We start from the raw sequence: 22,513 nt of genomic DNA on the forward strand, positions 1-22,513 counted from the left end.
TCTTACTTTCTTGCTAAGCCATCCAATAGCTTCTGATGAATGCCGCCAAAGCCACCATTACTCATAACAAGAATCTGATCGTCTGGTTGTGCATCTGCAATGATTTGAGCAACAAAGGTATCCATGTTTGGGTTTGTATATGCAGGGGAAGAACACTGTGTCGCGATCTCTTCAACTGACCATGTGATATTGTCTGGTTGAAAAAGATAAACGTTGTCAGCAACATCGAGTGAAGCCGCCAGCGTATCTTTGTGAACCCCCAATTTCATGGTGCTCGAACGAGGCTCTAACACCGCTAAAATACGCTTATCGCCGACTTTATCACGTAGACCTTGCAAGGTAAGTTCAATTGCGGTTGGGTGATGGGCAAAGTCATCATAAACCGTCACACCATTCACTTTACCTTTTCGCTCTAAACGTCGCTTAGTATTGATGAATTTGGCTAATGCTTCACAGGCTAAGTCTGGTGTTACTCCCACATGACGGGCAGCAGCAATCGCCATCAAAGCATTATTCACGTTATGTTCGCCGACTAAATCCCATTGAACACGGCCTACTCTCTCATTTTTGAATATTACATCGAAGTCGCTGCCATCTTTTTTGTGCTTACTAACTTGCCACTCACCTTGTTCGCCACTGAATTCCGTTTCGCTCCAACATCCACGCTGTAAAACATCGTCAATCGCTTTGTCTTGTTTAGGAGCGAAGATTCGCCCGTTACCCGGCACTGTTCGCACTAAGTGGTGAAATTGGCGCTTAATCGCTTCAAGATCGTTAAAGATGTCTGCATGATCAAACTCCAGGTTGTTCATCACTAGCGTTCTTGGGTGGTAATGAACGAACTTAGAACGCTTATCAAAAAAAGCACTGTCGTATTCGTCCGCTTCTACCACAAAGAACATACTTTCACCGAGTCGAGCTGACAGGCCAAAGTTCCCCAAAACACCGCCAACTAGAAAACCGGGTTGATAACCACAGTCTTCTAGAATCCATGTCAGCATACTTGCAGTCGTCGTTTTACCGTGTGTTCCTGAAACAGCTAACACCCAGCGATCGTGTAAAAGGAATTCTTGTAACCATTGCGGGCCTGAAATGTACTTTAGGTTGTGATTTAACACGTATTCAACGCATTCATTGCCGCGACTCATTGCGTTACCAATCACCACTAGGTCTGGCTTTGTCTCTAATTGAGCGCTGTCATAACCTTGAATTATTTCGATGCCTTGCGATTCCAGCAAAGTACTCATAGGAGGGTAAACGTTTGCGTCACTTCCTGTTACTTTATGGCCAAGTTGTCTTGCTAAGATAGCGGCACCGCCCATAAATGTGCCGCAAATGCCAAGAATGTGTATATGCATATTGGAGTCCTAACTGCTCGTTATGTGATTACTATTAGAATGCTTAACCACTGATAATGCTGCTTTAGCGTACGGTCATTTTGCCGTAAATAAATAAAAAAACGAGTGAATAAATTCATTAACAAACGAGTTACTTCATTACCATAATAAAGATCAAACTTATACAATATGAAGTGTGGCGAATAATACCCACAAAGAGGTGTCATCGTCTTAGTTTCGCTGATTTAACACTTGTCTATTTACCCTACCAACTATGATTATGTTGGTACCTCCCTAAATGGACAAGCCACACCATTATTTGCTCAATCATCTGAGATAAAGGATATAAGATGTCTGATATGCGTACCTTAGGTGAATTCATCGTAGAAAAACAGCATGACTTCCCCCATGCTAGCGGTGAACTCTCCTCTTTACTAGGCTCTATCAAACTTGCTGCAAAAATTGTTAACCGTGAGATCAATAAAGCCGGCCTAGTTGATATTACTGGCTCTGTCGGCACAGATAACGTTCAAGGTGAAGAGCAACAAAAACTCGATCTTTACGCAAACGAAAAATTCAAAGCTGCACTGGAAGCTCGCGATCAAGTTTGCGGTGTTGCCAGTGAAGAAGAAGATGAAGCGGTTGCATTCAATAAAGAGCTAAACAAAAACGCAAAATACGTCGTTTTGATGGACCCGCTAGATGGTTCCTCGAACATTGACGTAAACGTTTCCGTCGGTACTATTTTCTCTATCTACCGCCGTGTTTCCGAAAAAGGCACGACACCAACGCAAGAAGATTTTCTACAGCCTGGCAATAAGCAAGTTGCAGCCGGTTATGTGGTTTATGGTTCATCTACCATGTTGGTCTACACAACAGGCAAAGGCGTTCATGCCTTTACCTATGACCCATCACTTGGTGTTTTCTGTTTGTCTCATGAAGCACTAACGACACCGGAAGATGGCTTCATCTATTCCATCAATGAAGGGAACTATATCCGATTCCCAACCGGTATAAAAAAATACATCAAGTACTGCCAAGAAAGTGTTCCAGAAAAAGGCCGTCCTTATACTTCTCGTTATATTGGCTCGTTGGTTTCTGATTTCCATCGTAACTTACTTAAGGGCGGTATTTACCTATACCCGAGTACGGAAGCCCACCCTAATGGCAAGCTTCGTCTGTTATATGAATGCAACCCTATGGCAATGCTGATTGAGCAGGCTGGTGGCAGCGCCTCTGATGGTGAGCAGCGGATTCTAGACATCAAGCCGACCGAGTTACATCAACGCGTGCCTTTCTTCTGTGGTTCAAAGAACATGGTTAAAAAGGTAGAGTCTTTTATGGAGTTCTACCATAACGACAACTTGTAATTTGTTTTAACTCGAGTAAAAACAATAAAGCCCTCACTTCATAGGAGGGCTTTATTGTTAATCGTGTAGAACCGCCACCCTAATCAAATTCAAATTGATACAGCAGATCGACCGCACTCGTTACTCCGGATACCGCTTCAACATACAAATCCGTCATCAAACGGTATCGAACGGTAAACTCACCTAGAGAGTTAAATATACCCATGCCATATTTAACCTGCAGCCCGGGTAAAATATAACCACTCACCGTAACTTTTGAATCATCACCAGAGCCTGCGGTATCAAGCTGTAAATCTTGCACACCAAACGCTTGGCCAATCTCTCCAACCACTTTACCGCTCTTGGCAAGACTCAAGCCAATCAGTGTCGTGGTCATCATATTGCCCCCCATTTCTGCATCAATATCCTGGCCTCTTAGCAGATACGAAAGTGCATTTGCCTGCTGCATCGAGGGATCAGAAAAGATCGTAACCGTCGGTTCCGTCGCGGAACCAGTTACTCTAATACCAGCCGTCACTCCATCTCGGGTGTTTTCAGGATTACGTATTGCTTCAATCGATACGTAGGGTTGATCTACAGGACCATTCATTAAGATCTTACCTTGCTTAATTTGCAAGTCTTGACCAAACGATCGGTAAGTACCATCAATGAGGTTAACCTCACCAACTATATATGGACTGTTGTCTTTCTGGGAGACTTTCAGTTTCCCCTTCAATCCACTCTCCAAACCGAACGCTTTCAATTCAAAATCGTCACCGATAGAGATATTAATGTTAGTCACAATGTTCATTGGTATTGCGCTATCGCCTTTTACTTCCTCAAAGTTTTCATCTAGTAATACTTCGTCAGAAGAGACACCAATAGCAGCCTCTGGTAATTCTTGAATATCGATACGGCCCCATGGAAGCCCTATATCACCATCTATTCGCACTTCTTCTGGTGTCGCCGTAACCATCATGTCCGGTTTCACTTTAATCTGAACCATGGGAGGTAAATTGACATTCAGCTCTTCAGCAAAGATGCGGACATTGCTCTTCCAAGCCGATAAATCTGCCCAATCACCGTCACCAGTGATATCCAAAACACCATCAGGCGTGGCTAAATTGGCATTCAATGTCGCGCCATAACCGTTAATCGCTAACACTAACGTCCCTAAGTCGACATTAACTGGGGTAACTTCTCCTTTTGCCACCAAGTCATCAATCGTAAAATCACCGTATAACTCAGGATGCAATACTGGTCCGCTAAAACGCAGATCAGAATGAATATTGGCACTTACTTCACTGAACTCACCTAATAGTGGTTTAATCGTATTAAGGTTAATTTCGCTTATTTTCAAATGGCCATCGATACTTCTGTCGTCAGCCAGTACCTTGTCTATTGATGCTTGTCCTTGAATTTCACCGTTATCGGTTAAATCAAACAGCCATTGAGTAAACAATTGATTGTTTTTAAGCTCAGCTTGTAAGGCTATTTTTTCCCAACCTAAGGTAATTGGGTTTTCCAACTTCTGAATCACCTGGCCTTTGGGCAGATCAATCGTAGCCTTCACTTCCGGCTTCTCATCTGGAGACCATTTAGCCCACACCTGCCCATCGAGGCTGCCGGTAAGATCTGTATTCTTCGGTAAGAACATTTTGATCTGTTCAAAATTAAAGGCGGACAGAACCAAATTTACCTCTCCGCTCTCTCCAGCTTGGATGTTTTCGGTTAAACAAATCTTAGAATCGTCTTGTTGCCAACAGTGAGCATCGACATTCGCTATACTGTTTTTTCCATCAAACGTAATCGAGGTTGAATGGTCTAACTGCCAGGTTCCTTGCTCAGATGTTAGCTTTGCCCGCTCCAATGCACCAGACCAAAGTAAGTGTGGTTCTTGCTGTAAAGCGCCGGCTACTTTCACGCTCGCTGACACAATATCGGATAAAACATCTAGAGTTAGCTGATGATTTTTTTCATCCCCGTTAAAGATCAAGTCAACCGAGTCGATCATTTGATCTTGATAAGAAATATTCTTCGCGGCTAAGGTAACGTCTCCTTTGGGCACGGGTAATGGCTGAACTTGACCTTCTAGCGTCAGGCTCTCCAAACTTGCTTCTTGATTCCAATGAGTATCATTAATCGCAACATTGACGTTAATATCAGGCTGCTCTAGTTCACCTCTGACCTGAATATTACCCAACATGTTCCCGCTCAGTTCAGGAACCGATTTAGCAAAATCAGGAAAGTTTAAATCAAGATCAAGCTTCCATGTTTTATCTAACTGGCCAGAAGCAAAAATGGTGTTAGGGCCATGAGCAATGCTGAGACTTTCCGTCACAAGCTTAATGTCGCCTTTACCGGCAAGGTCTTGCGCTTGTACGTCGCCATTGACCAATAAAGGATAGCCCCTTAAGTCTCCTTGAAGAGCCAATAAAGGTAGCTCTATATACCAGCCACCTTGCGGCGTTAAGTGCCCATGAGTGGTGATATTTCCGCTAACAGCGCCTTGCAGTTCCGGCCATTGCAAGCCTGGCTGTATATTCTCTAAGCCAATATTGGCCTTCCAGCTCACCTGCTCAGCCCAGCGAGCGCTTGCTTCCCCTATAATTTTCCCGCCAAGCGCTCCTAACTTAAGCAACTTAAGATCAATGTATTCCAAGCTACCAGTACCCGATAATTGTAGATCTAAATCAGGGATCTTAGCACCTTGAGCCGCTAATCTTGTATCAAGATCATAGCCAGACAATGAACCATTTAATGCCAGAGATTCAATCTGAGCTTGATAGTCAGATTTACCCTTTAGTGGCCACTGGAGCTTGCCTTTTGTCAGCTTAGCATCAAAAGGTAAATCAGAATTAAGTGGCTCAAGGTTCCCTTTGAGTAACGCACCGACTACCCCAGCAAAGCGTGCATCCAGATCCAGTTTCTCAACACTGCCAGTCGCCGATAAAGCAAGAGTTTGACCATTTAAGTCTCCTTCTTTTAACTCAACATTTAATTGAACATCCAGCGGATAACCCGCCTGTAAATCGATCTCTCCTTTTAAGCTCGCGTCAATTTCAGGCATGTCTAATAACACTGAACGAATGGAGACATGATGATCGGCCGCCTTTGCAGACAACCCTAAGTGATTGACCTTTACAGGACTCTCACCTTGCAAAATGAAGCGTTCAACGTCTATTTGCTCAATATCAACATCCAATGGTATCCATACTTCAGGGAGTTCAATGTTAGTCGGCTCAGACGATGAAGATGTCGCAACGTTAATGGTGTCTTGATTGACTTGCTCAGCATCGGCTTCATTTGAAGTTGGTAAACTGAGCGCTATATCCTGCCAAAGCGTTTTACCTAAAGTAAGGTAGCGTGATTCCATCGCTACGGAGCTAGAAAAATGTTTCCACTCAACCTTTGTGCCCAAAATATCTAAATCAATATCGTTTAATGAAATAGATTTTATCGCGACAGGTAACGGTAAACTTACTTCCGTAACTGGTGGGGTTTCTTCCGCGGCAGTATCACTTTCTGCAGTCCCAGTCAGTGCAAATTTAAGCCCTGACACACGCAATTGATCGACGCATACAGAAGGAGTAAGCAAACAATGCGCGTCTAGATTTAATTCAATCTGCTCGGCAGCTAAATCAATAAACAACTCAGGGTCAACAAAGGCAACATCCGACAACTGAAAACCGGTCATTAACGCACCCTCGGCTTCCGTTACCGTTAACTGCGGCAATGCCTTTCCAGCGCCCCACAACGCCAATTTGAGCCCGGTATTGGTAAACAGTAACCCGCCAAGTATCAATAAGATGATGAGGATTAGGGTTGGTACTGTTAACGCCAACCGAACCAACCATTTAGCCACACTTTTCCTCATAACTCAGGCCCCAAAGTGAAGTGGATACGAAAGTCATCCAACTCTTTGGCGTCATCTGGCCACGCGAAGTCTAAACGAATAGGCCCAACTGGCGATGCCCAGCGCACACCTACACCACGCCCCATTTTCCAATCTGGAGTGTCTATCCATGCGTCACCATAATCAACAAACGCAGCTAACCACCAATCTCCAACAATTCGATATTGATATTCTAATGTGGAAGTGACTAAATACTGACCACCAGTGAGCTTGCCATTGCTACCCTTTGGAGAAATTGATTCGTAACCATAGCCACGTAGGCTGTTATCACCACCGGCGAAAAAACGTAACGAAGGCGGGACTTTATCCAATTCATCGGTATAAATAGCGCCACCATCAATACGAGCTAAACCTCGATGATTATTACCAATACTGCGTATCCATGCCGTTCTTCCCTGCAGCAAAAACAAATCTGCGTCAGAGCGTAAAAACTTATCGGTCGCTTCAAATTTCACGACCTGCTTATCGCCCCACATCGGCATTGAGCCTCCGCGAACTCTCACTCTAGAAAATGAAATACCAGGCAGTAACATCTTAGAGCGATTACTGACATCTGCTTGGGTGTAATCCTCAAATAGATAACGTAGATAAATGGTTCGGTGCCAGCCTGAGTCTAGTTGCCAATGGCGTTCTACAGCCAAGTTGTTCTCAAAGCTCTTTGTATCTTGTTTATCGGTGTTCTTCATCCCGTACTTAATCTCGTAGTACTCATCAAGAACGTTTTCTAGCGGAATCTTATAACTCGCGATGGCGGTTTGCTCTGGCTGAGAAATAGATAAAGAGGTACGGAAGCTATGCCCTCGGTCGTTTAGCCACGGCTTTTTCCACGTTAATGTGGCTTTAGGACCAATGTCAGTAGAGTAACCAATACCGGTTTCTAATTGATTTCGAGATTGCGGCGCCAAAACTACACGCATAGGTAATTGACGACTTTCGCCTACACCAGATAAATTGGGCTCAACATGGACAGAGGAGAACCACTCTGTATTAGAAAGCTTTTGATTTAACTCGCCCACCTGAGTCGCCAAGTAAGGGTCGTTCTCTTCAAACGGAACTAAAGACTGAACTCTGTCTTCATTGATCTGGCTACCTTCAATAGAAACCTTACCAAAGTGATATCGTATTCCGCTATTGTAAACAATGGTAATCAAAGCTTGCTGATGCGTTGGCGCAACTTTCAGCGAAGTTTCAACAAACTCACCTTCAAAGTAACCTTTTTGCAAAGCCAAGTTACTGATCCCTGACTTTAATGCTTCATAGTTACTGTGGTTAAGAATTTCACCAACTTTAACCTTAGAGGCGCTAAGTAGGGCTTGGAAGTCTTCATCCCTTTCAGCTTCACCTATAATCGTGATATTGCTCTGGGCTATACGTGTTGCCGGCCCAGAGGCAACTTGAACATTCAGAGTCTGCTGATCTTCAGAAATAACAAAATCAATCCTTGGCTGGTAATAACCCAAGGCTTTCAGTGCGTTAATGATGTTTTCTTCAAGGCGAGACTGGAATCTTAATGAGGTCGAGTATTCTTTCTCATCAATAGTAGACAAATAAGCATCAACATTTGTCGCCAACGCACCTTCTAAACCAGTGACATCTAATTTAGTTGCCAGAGCATTAGGTGAAGCAAGTAGGACAAATGCGAATAATAAAGGAGTAAAAGTTCTAAGATTTAACATGCTGATACTTATATGATACAACCACGTATTGATGGTAACGCTAACATAGCAAAAATATAAAATGAGACCTAGCCTCATTAGCTAACGATTATATAAAAATGCTCGATGAGCCTAAACTCGCATCCGGCTAATGACAATAAATACACGACTAAGTTGGGTTCTACCAAGCAATATCATAACAAGAAAGGCACTATGCTCAATAAAAATACCATTGTTTCACCGCAAGAAGCATTAGCGGGCAGAGAAACAGCCATCATTCCGAATGAAAAACACTTTATCAATCAAAGCGATCTTATCGCACCCATCGAAGGTGAACAACAACAGATACTGTTTGGCATGGGATGTTTCTGGGGCGCTGAACGTTTATTCTGGCAATTAGACGGGGTTCAGTCGACCGCTGTTGGCTACAGTGGTGGTTATACCAAAAACCCAACCTACGATGAAGTATGCAGTGGAAATACGGCCCACACAGAAGTAGTGAAAGTTGTGTTCGATCCTAGTGTGCTTCCTGTTGCACAATTACTCCGCCATTTTTGGGAAAATCACGATCCCACTCAGGGTCTGCAACAAGGTAATGATAGAGGCTCTCAGTATCGTTCTGCTATTTATACCTATAATGACTCTCAATTTGAGATAGCAACGGCAAGTATGCAAGCTTACCAACAAGCATTGACGAAAATAAAGCCCGATGCCATTACGACCGAAATTAAAGCCGCCGCTGAATTTTATTTTGCCGAAGACTATCATCAGCAATATTTAGCAAAAAATCCAAACGGTTACTGCGGTCTCGGTGGGACAGGAGCGTGCTTCCCACCAGAGCGTTAGCCTAGATACCCGCAAGGCTTAAGGAGTCAATCGTCTGATTGACTTCTTTCATTATCGATAACATTTCTCGATTATTTAAATCCGGCAACATCACTTTGCCTTTCTCAAAAAAGAACACACCGATCCCTTTAATGATAAACGAGCCACAAAATAGCGTTTTGACAAATTTTGCCACTTGGCGTGGATGATAGTGCGTAAAGACTCTTTCCATAATTTTTCCGCCTAATCTTAAGTATCAAGGACTTCGAGCGAAGAATCATACATTGAAATAATACGACCAACGTCAAGCCTTTGTCTTTTTATATACTCAAGCAAAATTAACGCCAAAAAGTACCATTTTGAACTAACATAATTTCGATTATGAGCTACCCTATTGATACTTTAGAAATAAAACCCAACAAAAATAGACGGATATCATGATGAAACTAAAAACTCTATTGGCTCTTAGCCTAACTGCTGCACCAATGATGAGCTGGGCGCACAATATTGAAGTTGGACATTCGCTACCAAGCGTAATGGTAGCAAGTCATGGCGAAGTAATCTTAGACGGTGATAAAACCGCCTACACCGATTGGAAAAGCGAACAACTGAATGGCAAGGTTCGTATCATTCAAGCAATCGCTGGCCGTAAAAGCTCAAAAAAAATGAATGCACCTTTAATGACTGCGATCACAGCGGCTAAATTTTCACCAGATAACTACCAAACAACCACTATCATCAATCAAGATGACTCAATGTGGGGAACAGGATCATTTGTAAAATCTTCAGCAGAAGACAGTAAGCAAGAGTTCTCATGGTCTTCAATCGTCGTTGATGAAGATGGCTTAGTTGCAAATACTTGGGATCTTGCAGAAGAAAGCTCCGCGATCATTGCGTTAGATAAAATGGGTAAAGTGCTTTTTGTTAAAGAAGGCGCGTTGACCGAACAGGAAATTACCGATGTACTAGCGAAAGTGAAGGCGAGCCTATAAACTGGGGCTGTCCCTTAGAGAGCCGATTCTGATTGGCTCTCCTTTTGTTCTCCTCCCATAAATGGAAAAGAAAATGACTAAAGTACTTCATACTGACTCTGCACCAGCAGCTATTGGCCCATACGTACAAGGCGTTGACCTTGGCAACATGGTTATGACTTCAGGCCAAATCCCGGTAAATCCTGCGACTGGTGAAGTACCAGAGGCAATTGCAGATCAAGCTCGTCAATCTTTAGCTAACGTAAAAGCCGTTGTCGAGTCTTCAGGCCTAAGCGTAACAGACATCGTTAAAATGACGGTTTTTGCAAAAGATTTGAATGATTTTGGCGCGGTAAATGAGGTGTACGGTGCGTTCTTTGATGAACATAACGTTGCTAACTACCCAGCACGTTCTTGCGTTGAAGTAGCTCGCTTACCAAAAGACGTTCTGATTGAAATCGAAGCTATCGCGGTTCGTAAATAGGCTAAAGGCCAAAAAGATGAAAAAAAGGAGTGCTGAGCACTCCTTTTTATTTAAGGCATAGAAGAGAATCTCACTATTTTTTCTGATTAAGAATTTCTACTTCCGCATCAAGCTCAGCCAGTTTCTCTTTCATTTGTTCGCGGCAGACATTCGCTAGCTCACGAACATTTTCTTTGCCGTAGCCTTCAACACTGACAGGAGGCAACATTTCAACGATGACGTGACCATTATTCCAACGGTTTAATTTCACTTTATCTTGAGTCGTACTGCAAACAATTGGGATAACCGGAACTTCAGCACCAATAGCCGCATGAAAAGCACCGGTTTTAAATGGTAATAAACCACGCCCACGCGAGCGTGTTCCTTCAGGGAACATCCACACTGACACGCCCGTTGCTTTGATTTGCTCTACAACCTGACCAATAGTGCCTACTGCTTTTGAACGATTTGCTCGGTCAATCAGTATGTTCCCCGTAATCCAATACAGCTGACCGAACAATGGCAACCACATAAGGCTCTTTTTACCAACCGTTACTACTTTTGGTGTTACCGCTGATGAAATAGTAAAGAGATCCCAAGAGTTCTGATGATTAGCCACATAAACATGCTGACCACGCTCATAAGCATCATCCGGAATTCGTAGCTCTAGCTTGATGCCAAACACTCGTGACATATAGCCAAAGTAACGACCAAAAGTGAATACATGTTTCGGGTTTCGAGGGCTTAATAGGCAATAGCCACAGCCAAATACAAACATCAAGATGGCAAATATCGCTACAGCGATAAGACGTAAAAAGGCGATCATTTGTTTTTATTCCAGTTCAATTACAAAAAAGCCGAAACCCAAAGATTCCGGCTTTTGATGATGTCATCAAATTAACTTGTTTCTCTAAAGCGCTCTATATTTGCGCCGAGTTTAGCAAGTTTGTTTTCAATTCGGTCGTAGCCACGATCAATATGATAAATACGATCTACGATAGTATCACCTTCAGCAATACAGCCCGCAATAACCAAACTTGCCGAAGCACGTAGGTCGGTCGCCATCACTTGAGCGCCACTTAATCCTTCGGTATCACCGCAGATAACGGTATTACCTTCAATGTCTGCTTTGGCACCCATACGCATAAGTTCTGGTACGTGCATAAAGCGATTTTCGAAGATCGTTTCGGTAATCACACCACTTCCCTCTGCGATCATGTTTAGCAAAGTAAACTGAGCTTGCATGTCGGTAGGGAAACCCGGGTGCGGAGCAGTACGAATAGACACCGCTTTAAGCTTGCGATCCGTCATATCTAGGCTGATCCAGTCATCACCGGTTTCGATTAAAGCGCCCGCTTCTTCCAGCTTAGCCAGTGCCGCTTCAAGCAAAGAGGCTTTGGTATTGCGACACACTACTTTACCACCAGACACGGCAGCAGCAACAAGGAAAGTACCCGTTTCAATACGATCAGCGACCACGGCGTGCTTACCGCCACCAAGACGTTCAACGCCTTCAATCGTGATGGTGTCTGTTCCTGCGCCTGTGATTTTTGCACCAAGTGTATTCAAGAAATCCGCCGTATCGACGATTTCTGGCTCACGAGCGGCGTTATCAAGCACGGTTTTGCCTTCTGCCAGTGTTGCAGCACACATCACGGTAATTGTTGCGCCAACACTCACTTTGTCCATCACAACATGAGCGCCTTTTAAGCGACCATCAACTTCCGCTTTCACGTAGCCTTCTTCAAGGGTAATGGTTGCACCCAGTTGCTCTAAGCCATGAATGTGCAAATCGACCGGACGCGCACCAATAGCGCAGCCGCCAGGTAGCGACACTTGGCCTTTACCAAAACGAGCAACCAAAGGCCCCAAAGCCCATATTGACGCGCGCATGGTTTTTACTAAATCGTAAGGAGCACAAAATTGATCAATACCACGTCCATCGACATGAACTGAACCATTTCGTTCTACTTTTGCACCTAAGCGTGTTAGCAACTCCATTGTGGTGTCGATATCACGTAGTTTAGGGACATTGGTCACTTCTACTGGCTCTTCAGCTAAAATAGCAGCAAACAAAATAGGTAAGGCTGCATTTTTAGCGCCTGAAATTGAGACTTCGCCACTCAGAGGGGCAGAAGAACCTTTTACTCGAAACTTTTCCATCAATAAACCTTATAGAGACATCAGTTTCTTATCACGAGCCAACTCTTCCGGCGTATACGCCTTGATAGAAAGAGCGTGAATGTCATTACGTTGGATGTGAGCCATAAGCGGGCCATAAATCAGCTGTTGTTTCTTAACGCGATTCATACCATCAAAACAAGCATCAACAGCAATCACTTCATAATGACTGCCTTCTCCTTTTACATGCACTTCATTTAAATTCAATGCTTCGTCTAGTAGTTTTTTTACTTCTACGCTGTCCACGGTCAACCCCTGCCTAGCTTTCTATATGGTCTAACAATATTGATTCTACATTACTTAACCGACACAAAGTGTGCAGTTGTTCGGGCACAAAGCTGAACATTATATGACAGTTTTGTTTTTTTGCATGCTCTAATAAATGTATCAACATGACCATGCCCGCAGAATCAACACGTTGAACCTGAGATAAATTAATATTAATTTGGTTCGTGTGTGGGTGCCACGCCTGAATGATGCGCCATAAATCTGGCACGCTTTCTCTATCAAGACTTCCCGATAGCTGAACGTCATGCTCGGATGTCACATTCCATTGGCGTTGCACCATGTTATTTTTCCTTTACGGTAATCGATTGATTAGCAATGTTTTGCAGCTCTTTACTGACTGCAAGAATGCCATCTTTTCTGATTTTTCCATTCCATTCTGATTGCTTACTGGAAAGCAAACTGATGCCTTCAGCAACCATATCGAATGCAGCCCATTCAGCCGTTTTTTTGTCTTTACGCAACTTAAAGTCGAGCTTTATATTGGGATTCGGTTTATCAACAATTTCTACTGAAATCGACATAATTCGACGTTCTGGGTCAATATCACGCTCTGGAGAAAATACGATCTGCTGATCGGTATACTGAGTGAGCACCTGAGCATAAGATGTGACCAGATAAGCCCTAAATGCATCGATAAATACGCGAACGTCTTCTTTCTTGGCCTTCTTTAAGTTTGGCCCCAGCAATTTTAAGGCTGCATAGCGGTCGTTAACGTAAGGCATCAGTTCTTCTTCCACGATCACTTTCAAGTGATCTGGATTCTGCTTAATTTCGGGCTGTTGCTCTTTCAGACGAGTAAACGTTTTATCTGCTACAGCCTTCATCATTTGATAAGGCTCAGTTCTGTTAATGTCTTCAGTTGCAGACACAGAAAAGCTGGTCAGCATGGTAATTACTGCCGTTGAAATCCACTGTTTCAAAGTCGCCATTATTGAACCTCCGATGTAGTTGCATCACCGCCAACTCGATACAGCACTTGTCCAATCAAATCTTCAAGTACTAGCGCTGATTTAGTGTCTTCAATAAAGTCCCCGTTTGCCAACATATCGATATCTTCATCGACAAAACCTGGAACCAAGCCAATGTATTGCTCCCCAATCAAGCCCGACGTGAGGATCTGAGCGCTTGAGGTTTCAGGAAACTGTCCGAATTTGGTTTCAATCTCTATTGTCACAACAGGTAAGTACTGCTCTAAATCTAAAGTAATATCACTCACTCGCCCCACAACAACACCGCCAATTTTAACGGGAGATCGAGGTTTCAGGCTGCCGATATTATCAAATTGAGCTTTGAGCGAGTATGTTTCACTAGAACCGAAACTCCTAACATCCGCAACTTCAATAATCATAACCAATACAGCAATAATGCTGGCTAATACAAAGCCGCCAACCAGTAATTCTGTTTTACGTGTCTGTTGCATGTTTAATTCCCAAACATCAAAGCGGTGAGTACAAAGTCTAACGCCAATATAGCGAGAGAAGAGTGCACCACGGTTCTTGTTGTAGCGCGGCTGATCCCTTCCGAAGTAGGGATCGCGTCGTATCCGTTAAATAAAGCAATCCAAGTAACCGTCAAAGCAAACACCATGCTTTTAATTAAGCTGTTGCCTATGTCTTGCCCCAACTCTACCGAAGCTTGCATTGATGACCAAAAACTACCATGGTCAATGCCTTTCCAGTCGACGCCGACCAGTTGCCCGCCCCAAATGCCTACCGCCATAAATATCATGGTTAGCAATGGCATCGAGATAAAGCCGGCCCAAAAACGAGGTGCTATTATTCGTTTAAGAGGGTCAACGGCCATCATTTCTAAACTCGACAGTTGTTCTGTTGCTTTCATCAAGCCTATTTCTGCGGTTAATGCTGAACCCGCGCGACCTGCAAACAATAAGGCTGTAACCACTGGGCCTAATTCTCGTAGCAAAGAGAGCGCGACCATTTGCCCTAGAGCGCCTTCAGCACCGAAATCCACCAGCACGACATAGCCCTGAAGGCTTAATACCATACCAATAAACAAACCTGACAGTACAATGATAACCATTGACTGAACACCCACGCTGTACAACTGCTTAAGTAAAAGTGGAAAATTTTTAATGGGTTGAGGCTTTGAAGCCAGCGCACCAAATAACATCATTGATGCTCGGCCCCAAGAGCGGCACAACGATATCGTGCGGCTACCTATACTTGCCACATAATCCAAGACTGAATTAGCGTTCATCAAACAAGTCCTCTTGTAAGCTTTTTGCTGGGAAGCTAAATGGCACCGGGCCATCCGCAAATCCACGTAAGAACTGCTGAACGTCTTCTGCCGGGTTATTAGTAAGCTCACTAGGAGAGCCGTAAGCAATGACTTTCCCATCAGCCAACAAATACACTTTATCAGCAATACTCATCACTTCCGGAACGTCATGAGAAACCACTATTGACGTCAAGCCAAGTGCCTTGTTTAAGTTACTGATTAATTCAACGAGAACCCCCATCGTAATAGGATCTTGCCCCACAAAAGGTTCATCGTACATGATCAATTCTGGATCGAGCGCGATTGCACGAGCCAAAGCAGCTCTTCTAGCCATGCCACCTGATAGTTCGCTCGGCATCAACGCTGCAGCGCCACGTAACCCCACGGCCTCAAGTTTCAACAAGACAATGGTGCGGATAAGTTCTTCAGAAAGTTCCGTGTGCTCTCTTAGTGGAAAAGCGACGTTCTCGAATACGTTAATGTCCGTAAACAGGGCACCCGACTGAAACAACATACTCATTTTTTTACGAGCTTGGTATAGTTCTTTGCGGCTTAAAGACGGTATATTCCATTGTTCAAATTGGATCTCGCCAGACTCAGGCGCTATTTGACCACCGATCAAACGCAACAGAGTCGTTTTACCGATACCTGATGGCCCCATGATCGCTGTGATTTTTCCACGAGGAATGTCTAAATCAATGTCGTCAAAAATTACTCTGTCTCCACGAGAGAAAGATAAATTTCGAATAATGACCGAATCCTTTGTCGACATAGAACTCCAAGATATCTACAAAATGTATGAAAAGTACAAGTGCATGCAATAATAAGCACTTATTCGTTCAAGTTCAAAATAAAGCACCAGTTTTTAACCGTAATTTAACCTGACGTGATAATTACGAGACAAAATTGACCTAATTAGAGCTATCCAATATAAGTATCAATAACTTAATACTCACAGCACGTAAGTATGATGTTTCTTATTGTTTACGCGTATAGATGGCAGTGTCACGTTTTTATTTGTTATGCCACTTCCATTTTCTACCGGTACAGGTCAAAATTAGCGGTTATATCCATTCTGAACCTTTCTTAGTTCGGAAAACACTTATCATTATTAACAAAAATTAAAGGGATCGTCATGCTCGTAGCTGCAGCACTGCTTACCGTAGGCTTGATTTTGCTCGTATGGAGTGCAGACAAATTAGTGTATGGCGCCGCCGCGTTAGCACGTAATTTTGGTATATCACCATTGGTGATTGGTATGACTATTCTTGCTATGGGGTCTTCAGCTCCAGAAATGATGGTGTCGGCAACTGCAGCACTTGAAGGGAAGACAGACACCGCAGTTGGTAACGTACTGGGCTCCAACATCGCTAACATAGCGTTAATTTTAGGTATTACAGCACTTATCAAGCCTATGTCAATTAGCTCGGGGGTTATCCGTCGTGAGCTGCCATTGATGATTGTCGTCACCGTTATCGCCGGTGCATTATTGTTTGATAACTACCTCGGTTTTCATGAAGGCGTTCTACTGTTCGTTCTATTCGCGGCATTCATTTTGATGATGCTAAAAATAAGCCGAAGTGAGAAAACCCAAGGCGATGCGTTTGTTGAAGATCAAGAAGCTGAAATCCCAGTTGGGGTTCCCAATAAAAATGCCATATTTTGGGTAGTTGTTGGCCTTATTTTATTACCAGTGGCAGCCGATCTCTTAGTTGATAACGCGGTTATCATTGCCAAGCATTTTGGCATGAGCGACCTCGTTATTGGCCTAACAATTATCGCTATCGGCACCAGCTTGCCTGAACTCGCAGCCTCATTAGCCGGTGTCTTCAAAGGCGAAGACGACATGGCCGTGGGCAATATCATTGGCTCAAATGTATTTAATATCCTAGCGGTAATGGGGATTCCTGGCATTCTGAACCCATCAGTACTGAACGAACTCGCCATGGGTCGAGATTTTTGGGTCATGCTGGGTGTTTCAGTATTGCTTGTGGTCATGGCACTAGGTAAATCACGCAGTGTGAATCGTATTGAAGGCGGCATATTGCTTACTGTATTCATCGCTTACCAAGGCTACCTTCTATACCACCTAGCGGCTTAAGCTGATTTAAGGAAGTTCATATTATGTCTGTACGATTGGAATCAAATTCTTTTGACTTTTGCCAAGCCGCAAAGCGTGTACTAGAAGTTGAAGTGGCTGGAATTAATCAACTTAACCAGTATTTTGATGAATCATTTACCCATGCATGCCAGTCTATTCTTGCCAGTAAAGGCAAAGTCGTCGTGATGGGCATGGGTAAATCCGGACACATAGGGAAAAAAATTGCAGCGTCTTTAGCCAGTACCGGTACCTCTGCATTTTTTGTACACCCCGGCGAAGCATCTCACGGTGATTTAGGCATGGTAGAACCTGGTGACATCGTTTTAGCGATCTCCAATTCTGGCGAATCATCAGAAATTTTATCGTTGTTTCCAGTACTTAAGCGACTGAACATTCAGATTATTGCCATGACAGGCAAGCCAGCATCAAACATGGCAACATTGGCAGATGTGCATCTATGCATTGGTATGCCAGAAGAAGCCTGCCCTCTTGGCCTAGCGCCAACGACAAGCACAACAGCGACACTGGTGATGGGCGATGCACTTTCGGTTGCTCTGCTACAGGCTAGAGGCTTTACCGCTGATGACTTTGCATTATCTCACCCCGGTGGCGCTCTTGGTCGTAAATTGTTATTGAAGCTCAGTGACATCATGCAAACGGGCGCAGCGCTTCCTCAGGTAACCCCTGACGCTCTTGTTCGAGATGCCTTGCTAGAGATATCACAAAAAGGCTTGGGCATGACCGCTATTGTTGATAGTGCTCAGCAAGTTTTAGGTATCTTTACCGATGGCGATCTTCGCCGCCTACTGGATAAGCGCATTGATGTGCATAGCACGAACATTGGTGACGTGATGACGAAAAACCCAACCGTGGGTAATCCAAATATGCTTGCCGTAGAAGCTGTTAACATGATGCAAGAAAAGAGCATCACAGGGTTGTTGCTGTGCGAGCAAGGCAAACTGGTGGGTGCACTGAACATCCACCACCTACTGAAAGCAGGGGTCATGTAATGAATCACTCATTGATTACCACACTGTACGGCAACGTTGAGCAAAGCGTGTTTAACGCGGCTCGTGATATTAAGCTGCTGATCTGTGACGTTGACGGCGTTTTCTCTGATGGCCTTATCTACATGGGCAATCAAGGGGAAGAGCTGAAGACTTTCCATACGCGTGATGGCTATGGTGTAAAATCCTTAATGAACGCTGGCATTGAAATTGCCATCATTACAGGGCGAAAGTCACAGATAGTCGAAAACCGCATGCGCGCCCTTGGTATTAATTTGATTTACCAAGGTCAAGACGACAAAATAAAAGCCTATCATGATATTTGCAGTAAATTGAATATCTCTCCAGAGCATACTGGGTATATCGGTGATGACCTTATTGACTGGCCCGTCATGGAACTAGTGGCTCTTAAAGTCTGCGTAGCCGATGGTCACCCATTACTTATCCAACGCGCAAACTATGTCACCCATATTAAGGGCGGTCATGGCGCCGTACGTGAGGTGTGCGATTTAATACTAGAAGCTCGCGGCGAACTTGATGTCCATAAAGGCTTGAGCATATGACACTGCCTCATCCAATCTATCTATTACTTTTCTTTGTCTCTTGTTGGTCAGCCTATTATTTATATGACCACAATAACAAAGAAGTGATCCAGGTTGTGCCTGATGTAGAGTTACCCGTTTTTAGTGGACGAACCCTGACCAACACCAGTTATAATCAAGCTGGGATACGGAATTTTGAGATTAAATCCAAATATTTGGAACATTTTTCAAAAAATGGCGAAACCATATTTGAGCAACTGAAACTGAGTGTATTTAGAAGCGGTCATACTGAAGAGTGGACCGTGACAGCCAACAAAGGTGTCATGGATTCTGACTATCAACTTGAGCTCACAGGCAATGTTTTAGTAAAGAACGTATTACCCAATTCAGGTTTTGATACACTATCAACCGAGAAACTGGTGATACAACTACAAAGTAAAGATTTTCACACCAATTTGCCCGTAACGCTTTTTGGTCCGCAATTCACCACAGAGGGGCAAGCGATGAAAGGGAATTTTGACCGTAATACCGCTACTCTCTTTAACCAAGTGCAAGGTAAATATGAAACTGTTACACCTTAGCCTTATAGGGTTAATGACGTTTGCAACCCAAACATGGGCACTAAGCAACGACACAGAGCAACCAATTTACATTGATTCAGACAGTCAATCTCTGGACATGAAGAGCAGTAAAGTCACTTTTATTGGCGATGTGACGCTGAAACAAGGCAGCATCAACATTGAAGCTGACAAGATCATCGTACTAAGAAATCCAAAAGATGACTCGGTAGAACAGATCGAAGCTTTTGGTGAGACGGCCAAGTTTACTCAGCTCACGGACGAAGGTAAAACCTTAGCCGGCCAAGCACAGAAGCTAAAGTACATGGTTCAAGAAGATTTACTAACCATGACAGGTAAAGCAGAGCTGGCTCAGGATGATAGCTTGATAAAAGGCACAACCATTCGCTATCAAATATCTTCACAGCAACTGATGGCTGATGGCAGTGCCCAAGAAAGAGTCTCGACTGTACTGCAGCCAACCCAACAGTAAAAGTAGTTAAAAAATATGGCGATCTTAAAAGCAGAACACCTCGCAAAAAGTTATAAGAAACGCAAAGTTGTTTCTGACGTCAGCTTACAAGTAAAATCGGGCCAAATCGTAGGGTTACTAGGCCCCAACGGCGCAGGAAAAACCACGTCGTTTTATATGATCGTTGGCTTAGTCGCTCGTGATGAGGGCAGTATTAGCATCGACGGACAAGACATCAGTATCTTACCGATGCACAGCCGTTCTCGTTTAGGGATAGGCTATTTGCCTCAAGAAGCATCTATCTTTAGAAAGCTGTCTGTTGAAGACAACATCATGGCGGTGTTAGAAACCAGATCTGAATTGTCCCGAGAAGAACGCCAAGACAAACTGGAAGACTTACTAGACGAATTTCACATCCAGCATATACGTACGAGCAATGGTATGGCGCTCTCAGGCGGTGAACGCCGTCGTGTAGAAATCGCACGCGCACTGGCAGCAAACCCAAAATTCATTTTGCTGGACGAACCGTTTGCTGGGGTCGATCCTATCTCTGTTATCGACATCAAAAAAATTATTCAACATCTACGAGACCGTGGCTTAGGGGTATTAATTACTGACCACAACGTTAGGGAAACCCTTGATGTATGTGAACACGCCTACATTGTAAGCCAAGGGCATTTAATTGCGGATGGGACACCGGAACAAGTTCTCAATAATGAACAAGTAAAACGAGTTTATCTGGGTGAGCAATTCCGTCTATGATTAAATGGTAGGTATGTTGTTTTGCTCGCTCGCTAGGCTTTAATAAATATAAAGGACTCTATGAAACCCTCATTACAACTTAAGCTAGGGCAACAATTAGCCATGACACCGCAATTGCAACAAGCCATACGCTTGCTGCAATTGTCGACGCTTGATCTCCAACAAGAGATCCAAGAAGCCCTTGAGTCCAACCCTTTGCTTGATGTAGAGGATGGCTTTGAAGAAGCGCAGGCTAACGATGACTCCGCAAAAGAAAATACCTCCAATGAGAAAGCGTCCGCAGAAGAAGTAACGAGCGAGCCTGAGCCAAAAGACAGCTCAGAGCTCATCGAAACCTCTGAAATCAGTACCGACTTAGAAATCGACACCACTTGGGAAGACGTCTACAGTGCCAACACAGGTAATACTGGTATATCCATCGATGACGATATGCCTGTTTATCAAGGCGAAACGACTCAAAGCCTACAAGACTACCTCCAATGGCAACTCGACCTAACGCCATTTAGTGACACCGACCGAACCATCGCCTCTGCCATTGTTGACGCCATCGATAATTACGGCTACCTCACCATTAATACCGACGAGATATTAGAGAGCATTGGCAACGATGAGGTCGAACTTGATGAAGTTGAAGCCGTTCTAAAACGCATTCAACAATTTGACCCTCTAGGTGTGGCTTCGCGCAACTTGCAAGAATGTCTGTTGCTGCAGTTTGCAACTTTTCCAAGTAATACGCCGTGGCTCGCAGAAGCAAAATCTTTACTCGAAAACCACATTGAGCAACTGGGCAATCGTGACTATAAATTAATTAGTAAAGAAACAAAGTTGAAAGAAGCTGAGCTGCGTGAGGTTATGGCTCTCATTCAACAATTAGATCCGCGCCCTGGTAGCAGAATCACGCCGGATGAAACCGAATACGTGATTCCTGATGTCTCTGTATTTAAAGATGCAGGCCAATGGATCGTATCCATTAACCCTGACAGCGTACCCAAGCTAAAAGTGAATCAGCAATACGCTGCAATGGGTAAAGGTAACAGCGCAGATAGCCAGTTTATTCGCTCTAATTTGCAAGAAGCGAAATGGCTCATAAAAAGCTTAGAAAGTCGAAACGAAACACTACTCAAAGTGGCCCGTTGCATCGTAGAGCATCAGCATGATTTCTTTGAGTATGGCGAAGAAGCAATGAAACCTATGGTGCTCAACGATATCGCACTGGCGGTAGAAATGCATGAATCCACCATTTCAAGGGTAACGACACAAAAATACATGCACACTCCAAGAGGGATCTTCGAGCTCAAGTATTTCTTCTCCAGCCACGTCAGCACAGACAACGGTGGAGAGTGTTCATCGACAGCAATTCGCGCACTGATCAAAAAGTTAGTCGCTGCCGAAAATACAGCGAAACCACTCAGTGATAGCAAGATTGCTGCTCTATTAGCTGACCAAGGAATTCAAGTTGCTAGGCGTACCATCGCCAAATACCGCGAATCTCTGGGCATCGCGCCATCAAGTCAGCGTAAACGCCTGCTATAAACAGGCCTTTAAAAAAAAGGAAAGTCTATGCAAATACATATCCAAGGACATCACATTGATATTACCGATTCAATGCAGGACTACGTTGAGAGCAAATTTCAGAAATTAGAGCGGTTCTTTGATCATATAAATAGCGTAAATGTGGTCTTACGTGTTGAAAAAGTCGACCAAATCGCCGAAGCTACCCTACACATAAATCAAGGGGACATTCATGCTCATGCGACAGACGAAAGTATGTATGCTGCCATTGACTCCTTGGTCGACAAACTTGTGCGTCAACTCAATAAGCACAAAGAGAAATTAAGTAGCCATTAAT

24 protein-coding genes are annotated in these 22,513 nt (G+C 43.8%); 12 read left to right on the forward strand and 12 right to left on the reverse strand.

What is annotated here, in order from left to right; genetic code table 11:
* Window positions 1-2 precede the first annotated feature (2 nt).
* Window positions 3-1,358 carry a UDP-N-acetylmuramate:L-alanyl-gamma-D-glutamyl-meso-diaminopimelate ligase gene (gene mpl / locus VTAP4600_RS12445; RefSeq protein ID WP_102523082.1) on the reverse strand — a complete coding sequence of 452 codons (1,356 nt, stop codon included), beginning with the start codon at window positions 1,356-1,358 and terminating at the stop codon, window positions 3-5.
* Between the two features lie 329 nt (window positions 1,359-1,687).
* Between mpl and fbp the strand changes: the two genes are divergently transcribed.
* The gene (gene fbp / locus VTAP4600_RS12450; RefSeq protein ID WP_102523083.1) at window positions 1,688-2,707 is read left to right on the forward strand and encodes a class 1 fructose-bisphosphatase; all 1,020 of its coding nucleotides are present in this window, start codon (window positions 1,688-1,690) and stop codon (window positions 2,705-2,707) included.
* A gap of 79 nt (window positions 2,708-2,786) precedes the next feature.
* Here the strand turns inward: fbp and tamB are convergent, their stop codons facing one another.
* Both tamB and tamA read right to left on the reverse strand, forming a co-directional pair.
* Window positions 2,787-6,563: an autotransporter assembly complex protein TamB gene (tamB, locus tag VTAP4600_RS12455; protein ID WP_102523084.1), complete on the reverse strand. Its 3,777-nt coding sequence runs from the start codon at window positions 6,561-6,563 to the stop codon at window positions 2,787-2,789.
* Entirely contained in the window at window positions 6,560-8,278 is a 1,719-nt protein-coding gene (tamA, locus tag VTAP4600_RS12460; RefSeq protein WP_102523085.1) for an autotransporter assembly complex protein TamA, read from the reverse strand. Before tamA ends, tamB begins: the two co-directional genes overlap by 4 nt.
* Before the next feature lie 192 nt (window positions 8,279-8,470).
* Between tamA and msrA the strand changes: the two genes are divergently transcribed.
* On the forward strand, window positions 8,471-9,103 hold the full coding sequence (gene msrA / locus VTAP4600_RS12465; RefSeq protein WP_102523984.1) for a peptide-methionine (S)-S-oxide reductase MsrA: 633 nt from the start codon (window positions 8,471-8,473) through the stop codon (window positions 9,101-9,103).
* Between the two features lies 1 nt (window position 9,104).
* Here msrA and VTAP4600_RS12470 read toward each other — a convergent pair whose 3' ends face one another.
* Window positions 9,105-9,314: a DUF1107 family protein gene (locus VTAP4600_RS12470; protein ID WP_102523086.1), complete on the reverse strand. Its 210-nt coding sequence runs from the start codon at window positions 9,312-9,314 to the stop codon at window positions 9,105-9,107.
* Window positions 9,315-9,522: 208 nt separating this feature from the next.
* On the opposite strand from VTAP4600_RS12470, the gene VTAP4600_RS12475 reads away from it, so the two are divergent.
* Both VTAP4600_RS12475 and VTAP4600_RS12480 read left to right on the forward strand, forming a co-directional pair.
* Complete coding sequence (locus VTAP4600_RS12475) at window positions 9,523-10,074, forward strand: YtfJ family protein (RefSeq protein ID WP_102523087.1); 552 nt, start codon at window positions 9,523-9,525, stop codon at window positions 10,072-10,074.
* A gap of 73 nt (window positions 10,075-10,147) precedes the next feature.
* Window positions 10,148-10,537: a RidA family protein gene (locus VTAP4600_RS12480; protein ID WP_102523088.1), complete on the forward strand. Its 390-nt coding sequence runs from the start codon at window positions 10,148-10,150 to the stop codon at window positions 10,535-10,537.
* Window positions 10,538-10,610: 73 nt separating this feature from the next.
* Here VTAP4600_RS12480 and VTAP4600_RS12485 read toward each other — a convergent pair whose 3' ends face one another.
* From VTAP4600_RS12485 to mlaF, 8 genes are all read right to left on the reverse strand, one after another.
* Window positions 10,611-11,342 (reverse strand): 1-acylglycerol-3-phosphate O-acyltransferase, encoded by a 732-nt coding sequence (locus tag VTAP4600_RS12485; RefSeq protein ID WP_102523089.1) that lies wholly within the window; start codon window positions 11,340-11,342, stop codon window positions 10,611-10,613.
* 71 nt (window positions 11,343-11,413) lie between these two features.
* Window positions 11,414-12,679 (reverse strand): UDP-N-acetylglucosamine 1-carboxyvinyltransferase, encoded by a 1,266-nt coding sequence (gene murA, locus VTAP4600_RS12490; RefSeq protein ID WP_102523090.1) that lies wholly within the window; start codon window positions 12,677-12,679, stop codon window positions 11,414-11,416.
* A gap of 9 nt (window positions 12,680-12,688) precedes the next feature.
* Complete coding sequence (gene ibaG / locus VTAP4600_RS12495) at window positions 12,689-12,943, reverse strand: BolA family iron metabolism protein IbaG (protein ID WP_102523091.1); 255 nt, start codon at window positions 12,941-12,943, stop codon at window positions 12,689-12,691.
* A 13-nt stretch (window positions 12,944-12,956) separates the two neighbouring features.
* The gene (locus tag VTAP4600_RS12500) at window positions 12,957-13,265 is read right to left on the reverse strand and encodes an STAS domain-containing protein (protein ID WP_102523092.1); all 309 of its coding nucleotides are present in this window, start codon (window positions 13,263-13,265) and stop codon (window positions 12,957-12,959) included.
* Window position 13,266: 1 nt separating this feature from the next.
* A complete protein-coding gene (locus VTAP4600_RS12505) occupies window positions 13,267-13,914 on the reverse strand; it encodes an MlaC/ttg2D family ABC transporter substrate-binding protein (protein WP_102523093.1) in 648 nt (215 codons plus the stop codon).
* Window positions 13,914-14,405 carry an outer membrane lipid asymmetry maintenance protein MlaD gene (gene mlaD, locus VTAP4600_RS12510; RefSeq protein WP_102523094.1) on the reverse strand — a complete coding sequence of 164 codons (492 nt, stop codon included), beginning with the start codon at window positions 14,403-14,405 and terminating at the stop codon, window positions 13,914-13,916. Before mlaD ends, VTAP4600_RS12505 begins: the two co-directional genes overlap by 1 nt.
* A gap of 2 nt (window positions 14,406-14,407) precedes the next feature.
* Window positions 14,408-15,202: a lipid asymmetry maintenance ABC transporter permease subunit MlaE gene (gene mlaE, locus VTAP4600_RS12515; RefSeq protein WP_102523095.1), complete on the reverse strand. Its 795-nt coding sequence runs from the start codon at window positions 15,200-15,202 to the stop codon at window positions 14,408-14,410.
* Window positions 15,192-15,995 (reverse strand): phospholipid ABC transporter ATP-binding protein MlaF, encoded by an 804-nt coding sequence (gene mlaF / locus VTAP4600_RS12520; RefSeq protein WP_102523096.1) that lies wholly within the window; start codon window positions 15,993-15,995, stop codon window positions 15,192-15,194. Before mlaF ends, mlaE begins: the two co-directional genes overlap by 11 nt.
* Before the next feature lie 363 nt (window positions 15,996-16,358).
* Here mlaF and VTAP4600_RS12525 point away from each other — a divergent pair, with 363 nt between their 5' ends.
* Genes VTAP4600_RS12525 through hpf form a run of 8 tightly spaced genes read left to right on the forward strand, consistent with a single transcriptional unit; the run spans window position 16,359 to window position 22,512 of the window.
* The gene (locus VTAP4600_RS12525) at window positions 16,359-17,324 is read left to right on the forward strand and encodes a calcium/sodium antiporter (RefSeq protein ID WP_102523097.1); all 966 of its coding nucleotides are present in this window, start codon (window positions 16,359-16,361) and stop codon (window positions 17,322-17,324) included.
* Window positions 17,325-17,347: 23 nt separating this feature from the next.
* On the forward strand, window positions 17,348-18,334 hold the full coding sequence (kdsD, locus tag VTAP4600_RS12530) for an arabinose-5-phosphate isomerase KdsD (RefSeq protein ID WP_102523098.1): 987 nt from the start codon (window positions 17,348-17,350) through the stop codon (window positions 18,332-18,334).
* Window positions 18,334-18,894 carry a 3-deoxy-manno-octulosonate-8-phosphatase KdsC gene (gene kdsC, locus VTAP4600_RS12535; protein WP_102523099.1) on the forward strand — a complete coding sequence of 187 codons (561 nt, stop codon included), beginning with the start codon at window positions 18,334-18,336 and terminating at the stop codon, window positions 18,892-18,894. Before kdsD ends, kdsC begins: the two co-directional genes overlap by 1 nt.
* Window positions 18,891-19,454 carry an LPS export ABC transporter periplasmic protein LptC gene (gene lptC / locus VTAP4600_RS12540; protein ID WP_102523100.1) on the forward strand — a complete coding sequence of 188 codons (564 nt, stop codon included), beginning with the start codon at window positions 18,891-18,893 and terminating at the stop codon, window positions 19,452-19,454. Before kdsC ends, lptC begins: the two co-directional genes overlap by 4 nt.
* Window positions 19,435-19,923: a lipopolysaccharide transport periplasmic protein LptA gene (lptA, locus tag VTAP4600_RS12545; RefSeq protein ID WP_102523101.1), complete on the forward strand. Its 489-nt coding sequence runs from the start codon at window positions 19,435-19,437 to the stop codon at window positions 19,921-19,923. Before lptC ends, lptA begins: the two co-directional genes overlap by 20 nt.
* 15 nt (window positions 19,924-19,938) lie before the next feature.
* Window positions 19,939-20,664, forward strand: a complete 726-nt coding sequence (gene lptB, locus VTAP4600_RS12550) for an LPS export ABC transporter ATP-binding protein (RefSeq protein ID WP_102523102.1) — start codon at window positions 19,939-19,941, stop codon at window positions 20,662-20,664.
* Between the two features lie 60 nt (window positions 20,665-20,724).
* Window positions 20,725-22,197 carry an RNA polymerase factor sigma-54 gene (locus VTAP4600_RS12555; RefSeq protein WP_102523103.1) on the forward strand — a complete coding sequence of 491 codons (1,473 nt, stop codon included), beginning with the start codon at window positions 20,725-20,727 and terminating at the stop codon, window positions 22,195-22,197.
* Window positions 22,198-22,224: 27 nt separating this feature from the next.
* Window positions 22,225-22,512 (forward strand): ribosome hibernation promoting factor, encoded by a 288-nt coding sequence (gene hpf / locus VTAP4600_RS12560; RefSeq protein WP_102523104.1) that lies wholly within the window; start codon window positions 22,225-22,227, stop codon window positions 22,510-22,512.
* Window position 22,513 lies beyond the last annotated feature (1 nt).

This window comes from Vibrio tapetis subsp. tapetis, assembly GCF_900233005.1.
GTDB lineage: Bacteria > Pseudomonadota > Gammaproteobacteria > Enterobacterales > Vibrionaceae > Vibrio > Vibrio tapetis.

Excerpts from the sequence above, each read along its gene's own strand:
- mpl (WP_102523082.1), bottom strand. The coding sequence starts at position 1,358 with ATGCATATACACATTCTTGGCATTTGCGGCACATTTATGGGCGGTGCC.
- fbp (WP_102523083.1), top strand. The coding sequence starts at position 1,688 with ATGTCTGATATGCGTACCTTAGGTGAATTCATCGTAGAAAAACAGCAT.
- tamB (WP_102523084.1), bottom strand. The coding sequence starts at position 6,563 with ATGAGGAAAAGTGTGGCTAAATGGTTGGTTCGGTTGGCGTTAACAGTA.
- tamA (WP_102523085.1), bottom strand. The coding sequence starts at position 8,278 with ATGTTAAATCTTAGAACTTTTACTCCTTTATTATTCGCATTTGTCCTA.
- msrA (WP_102523984.1), top strand. The coding sequence starts at position 8,471 with ATGCTCAATAAAAATACCATTGTTTCACCGCAAGAAGCATTAGCGGGC.
- VTAP4600_RS12470 (WP_102523086.1), bottom strand. The coding sequence starts at position 9,314 with ATGGAAAGAGTCTTTACGCACTATCATCCACGCCAAGTGGCAAAATTT.
- VTAP4600_RS12475 (WP_102523087.1), top strand. The coding sequence starts at position 9,523 with ATGAAACTAAAAACTCTATTGGCTCTTAGCCTAACTGCTGCACCAATG.
- VTAP4600_RS12480 (WP_102523088.1), top strand. The coding sequence starts at position 10,148 with ATGACTAAAGTACTTCATACTGACTCTGCACCAGCAGCTATTGGCCCA.
- VTAP4600_RS12485 (WP_102523089.1), bottom strand. The coding sequence starts at position 11,342 with ATGATCGCCTTTTTACGTCTTATCGCTGTAGCGATATTTGCCATCTTG.
- murA (WP_102523090.1), bottom strand. The coding sequence starts at position 12,679 with ATGGAAAAGTTTCGAGTAAAAGGTTCTTCTGCCCCTCTGAGTGGCGAA.
- VTAP4600_RS12500 (WP_102523092.1), bottom strand. The coding sequence starts at position 13,265 with ATGGTGCAACGCCAATGGAATGTGACATCCGAGCATGACGTTCAGCTA.
- VTAP4600_RS12505 (WP_102523093.1), bottom strand. The coding sequence starts at position 13,914 with ATGGCGACTTTGAAACAGTGGATTTCAACGGCAGTAATTACCATGCTG.
- mlaD (WP_102523094.1), bottom strand. The coding sequence starts at position 14,405 with ATGCAACAGACACGTAAAACAGAATTACTGGTTGGCGGCTTTGTATTA.
- mlaE (WP_102523095.1), bottom strand. The coding sequence starts at position 15,202 with ATGAACGCTAATTCAGTCTTGGATTATGTGGCAAGTATAGGTAGCCGC.
- mlaF (WP_102523096.1), bottom strand. The coding sequence starts at position 15,995 with ATGTCGACAAAGGATTCGGTCATTATTCGAAATTTATCTTTCTCTCGT.
- VTAP4600_RS12525 (WP_102523097.1), top strand. The coding sequence starts at position 16,359 with ATGCTCGTAGCTGCAGCACTGCTTACCGTAGGCTTGATTTTGCTCGTA.
- kdsD (WP_102523098.1), top strand. The coding sequence starts at position 17,348 with ATGTCTGTACGATTGGAATCAAATTCTTTTGACTTTTGCCAAGCCGCA.
- kdsC (WP_102523099.1), top strand. The coding sequence starts at position 18,334 with ATGAATCACTCATTGATTACCACACTGTACGGCAACGTTGAGCAAAGC.
- lptC (WP_102523100.1), top strand. The coding sequence starts at position 18,891 with ATGACACTGCCTCATCCAATCTATCTATTACTTTTCTTTGTCTCTTGT.
- lptA (WP_102523101.1), top strand. The coding sequence starts at position 19,435 with ATGAAACTGTTACACCTTAGCCTTATAGGGTTAATGACGTTTGCAACC.
- lptB (WP_102523102.1), top strand. The coding sequence starts at position 19,939 with ATGGCGATCTTAAAAGCAGAACACCTCGCAAAAAGTTATAAGAAACGC.
- VTAP4600_RS12555 (WP_102523103.1), top strand. The coding sequence starts at position 20,725 with ATGAAACCCTCATTACAACTTAAGCTAGGGCAACAATTAGCCATGACA.
- hpf (WP_102523104.1), top strand. The coding sequence starts at position 22,225 with ATGCAAATACATATCCAAGGACATCACATTGATATTACCGATTCAATG.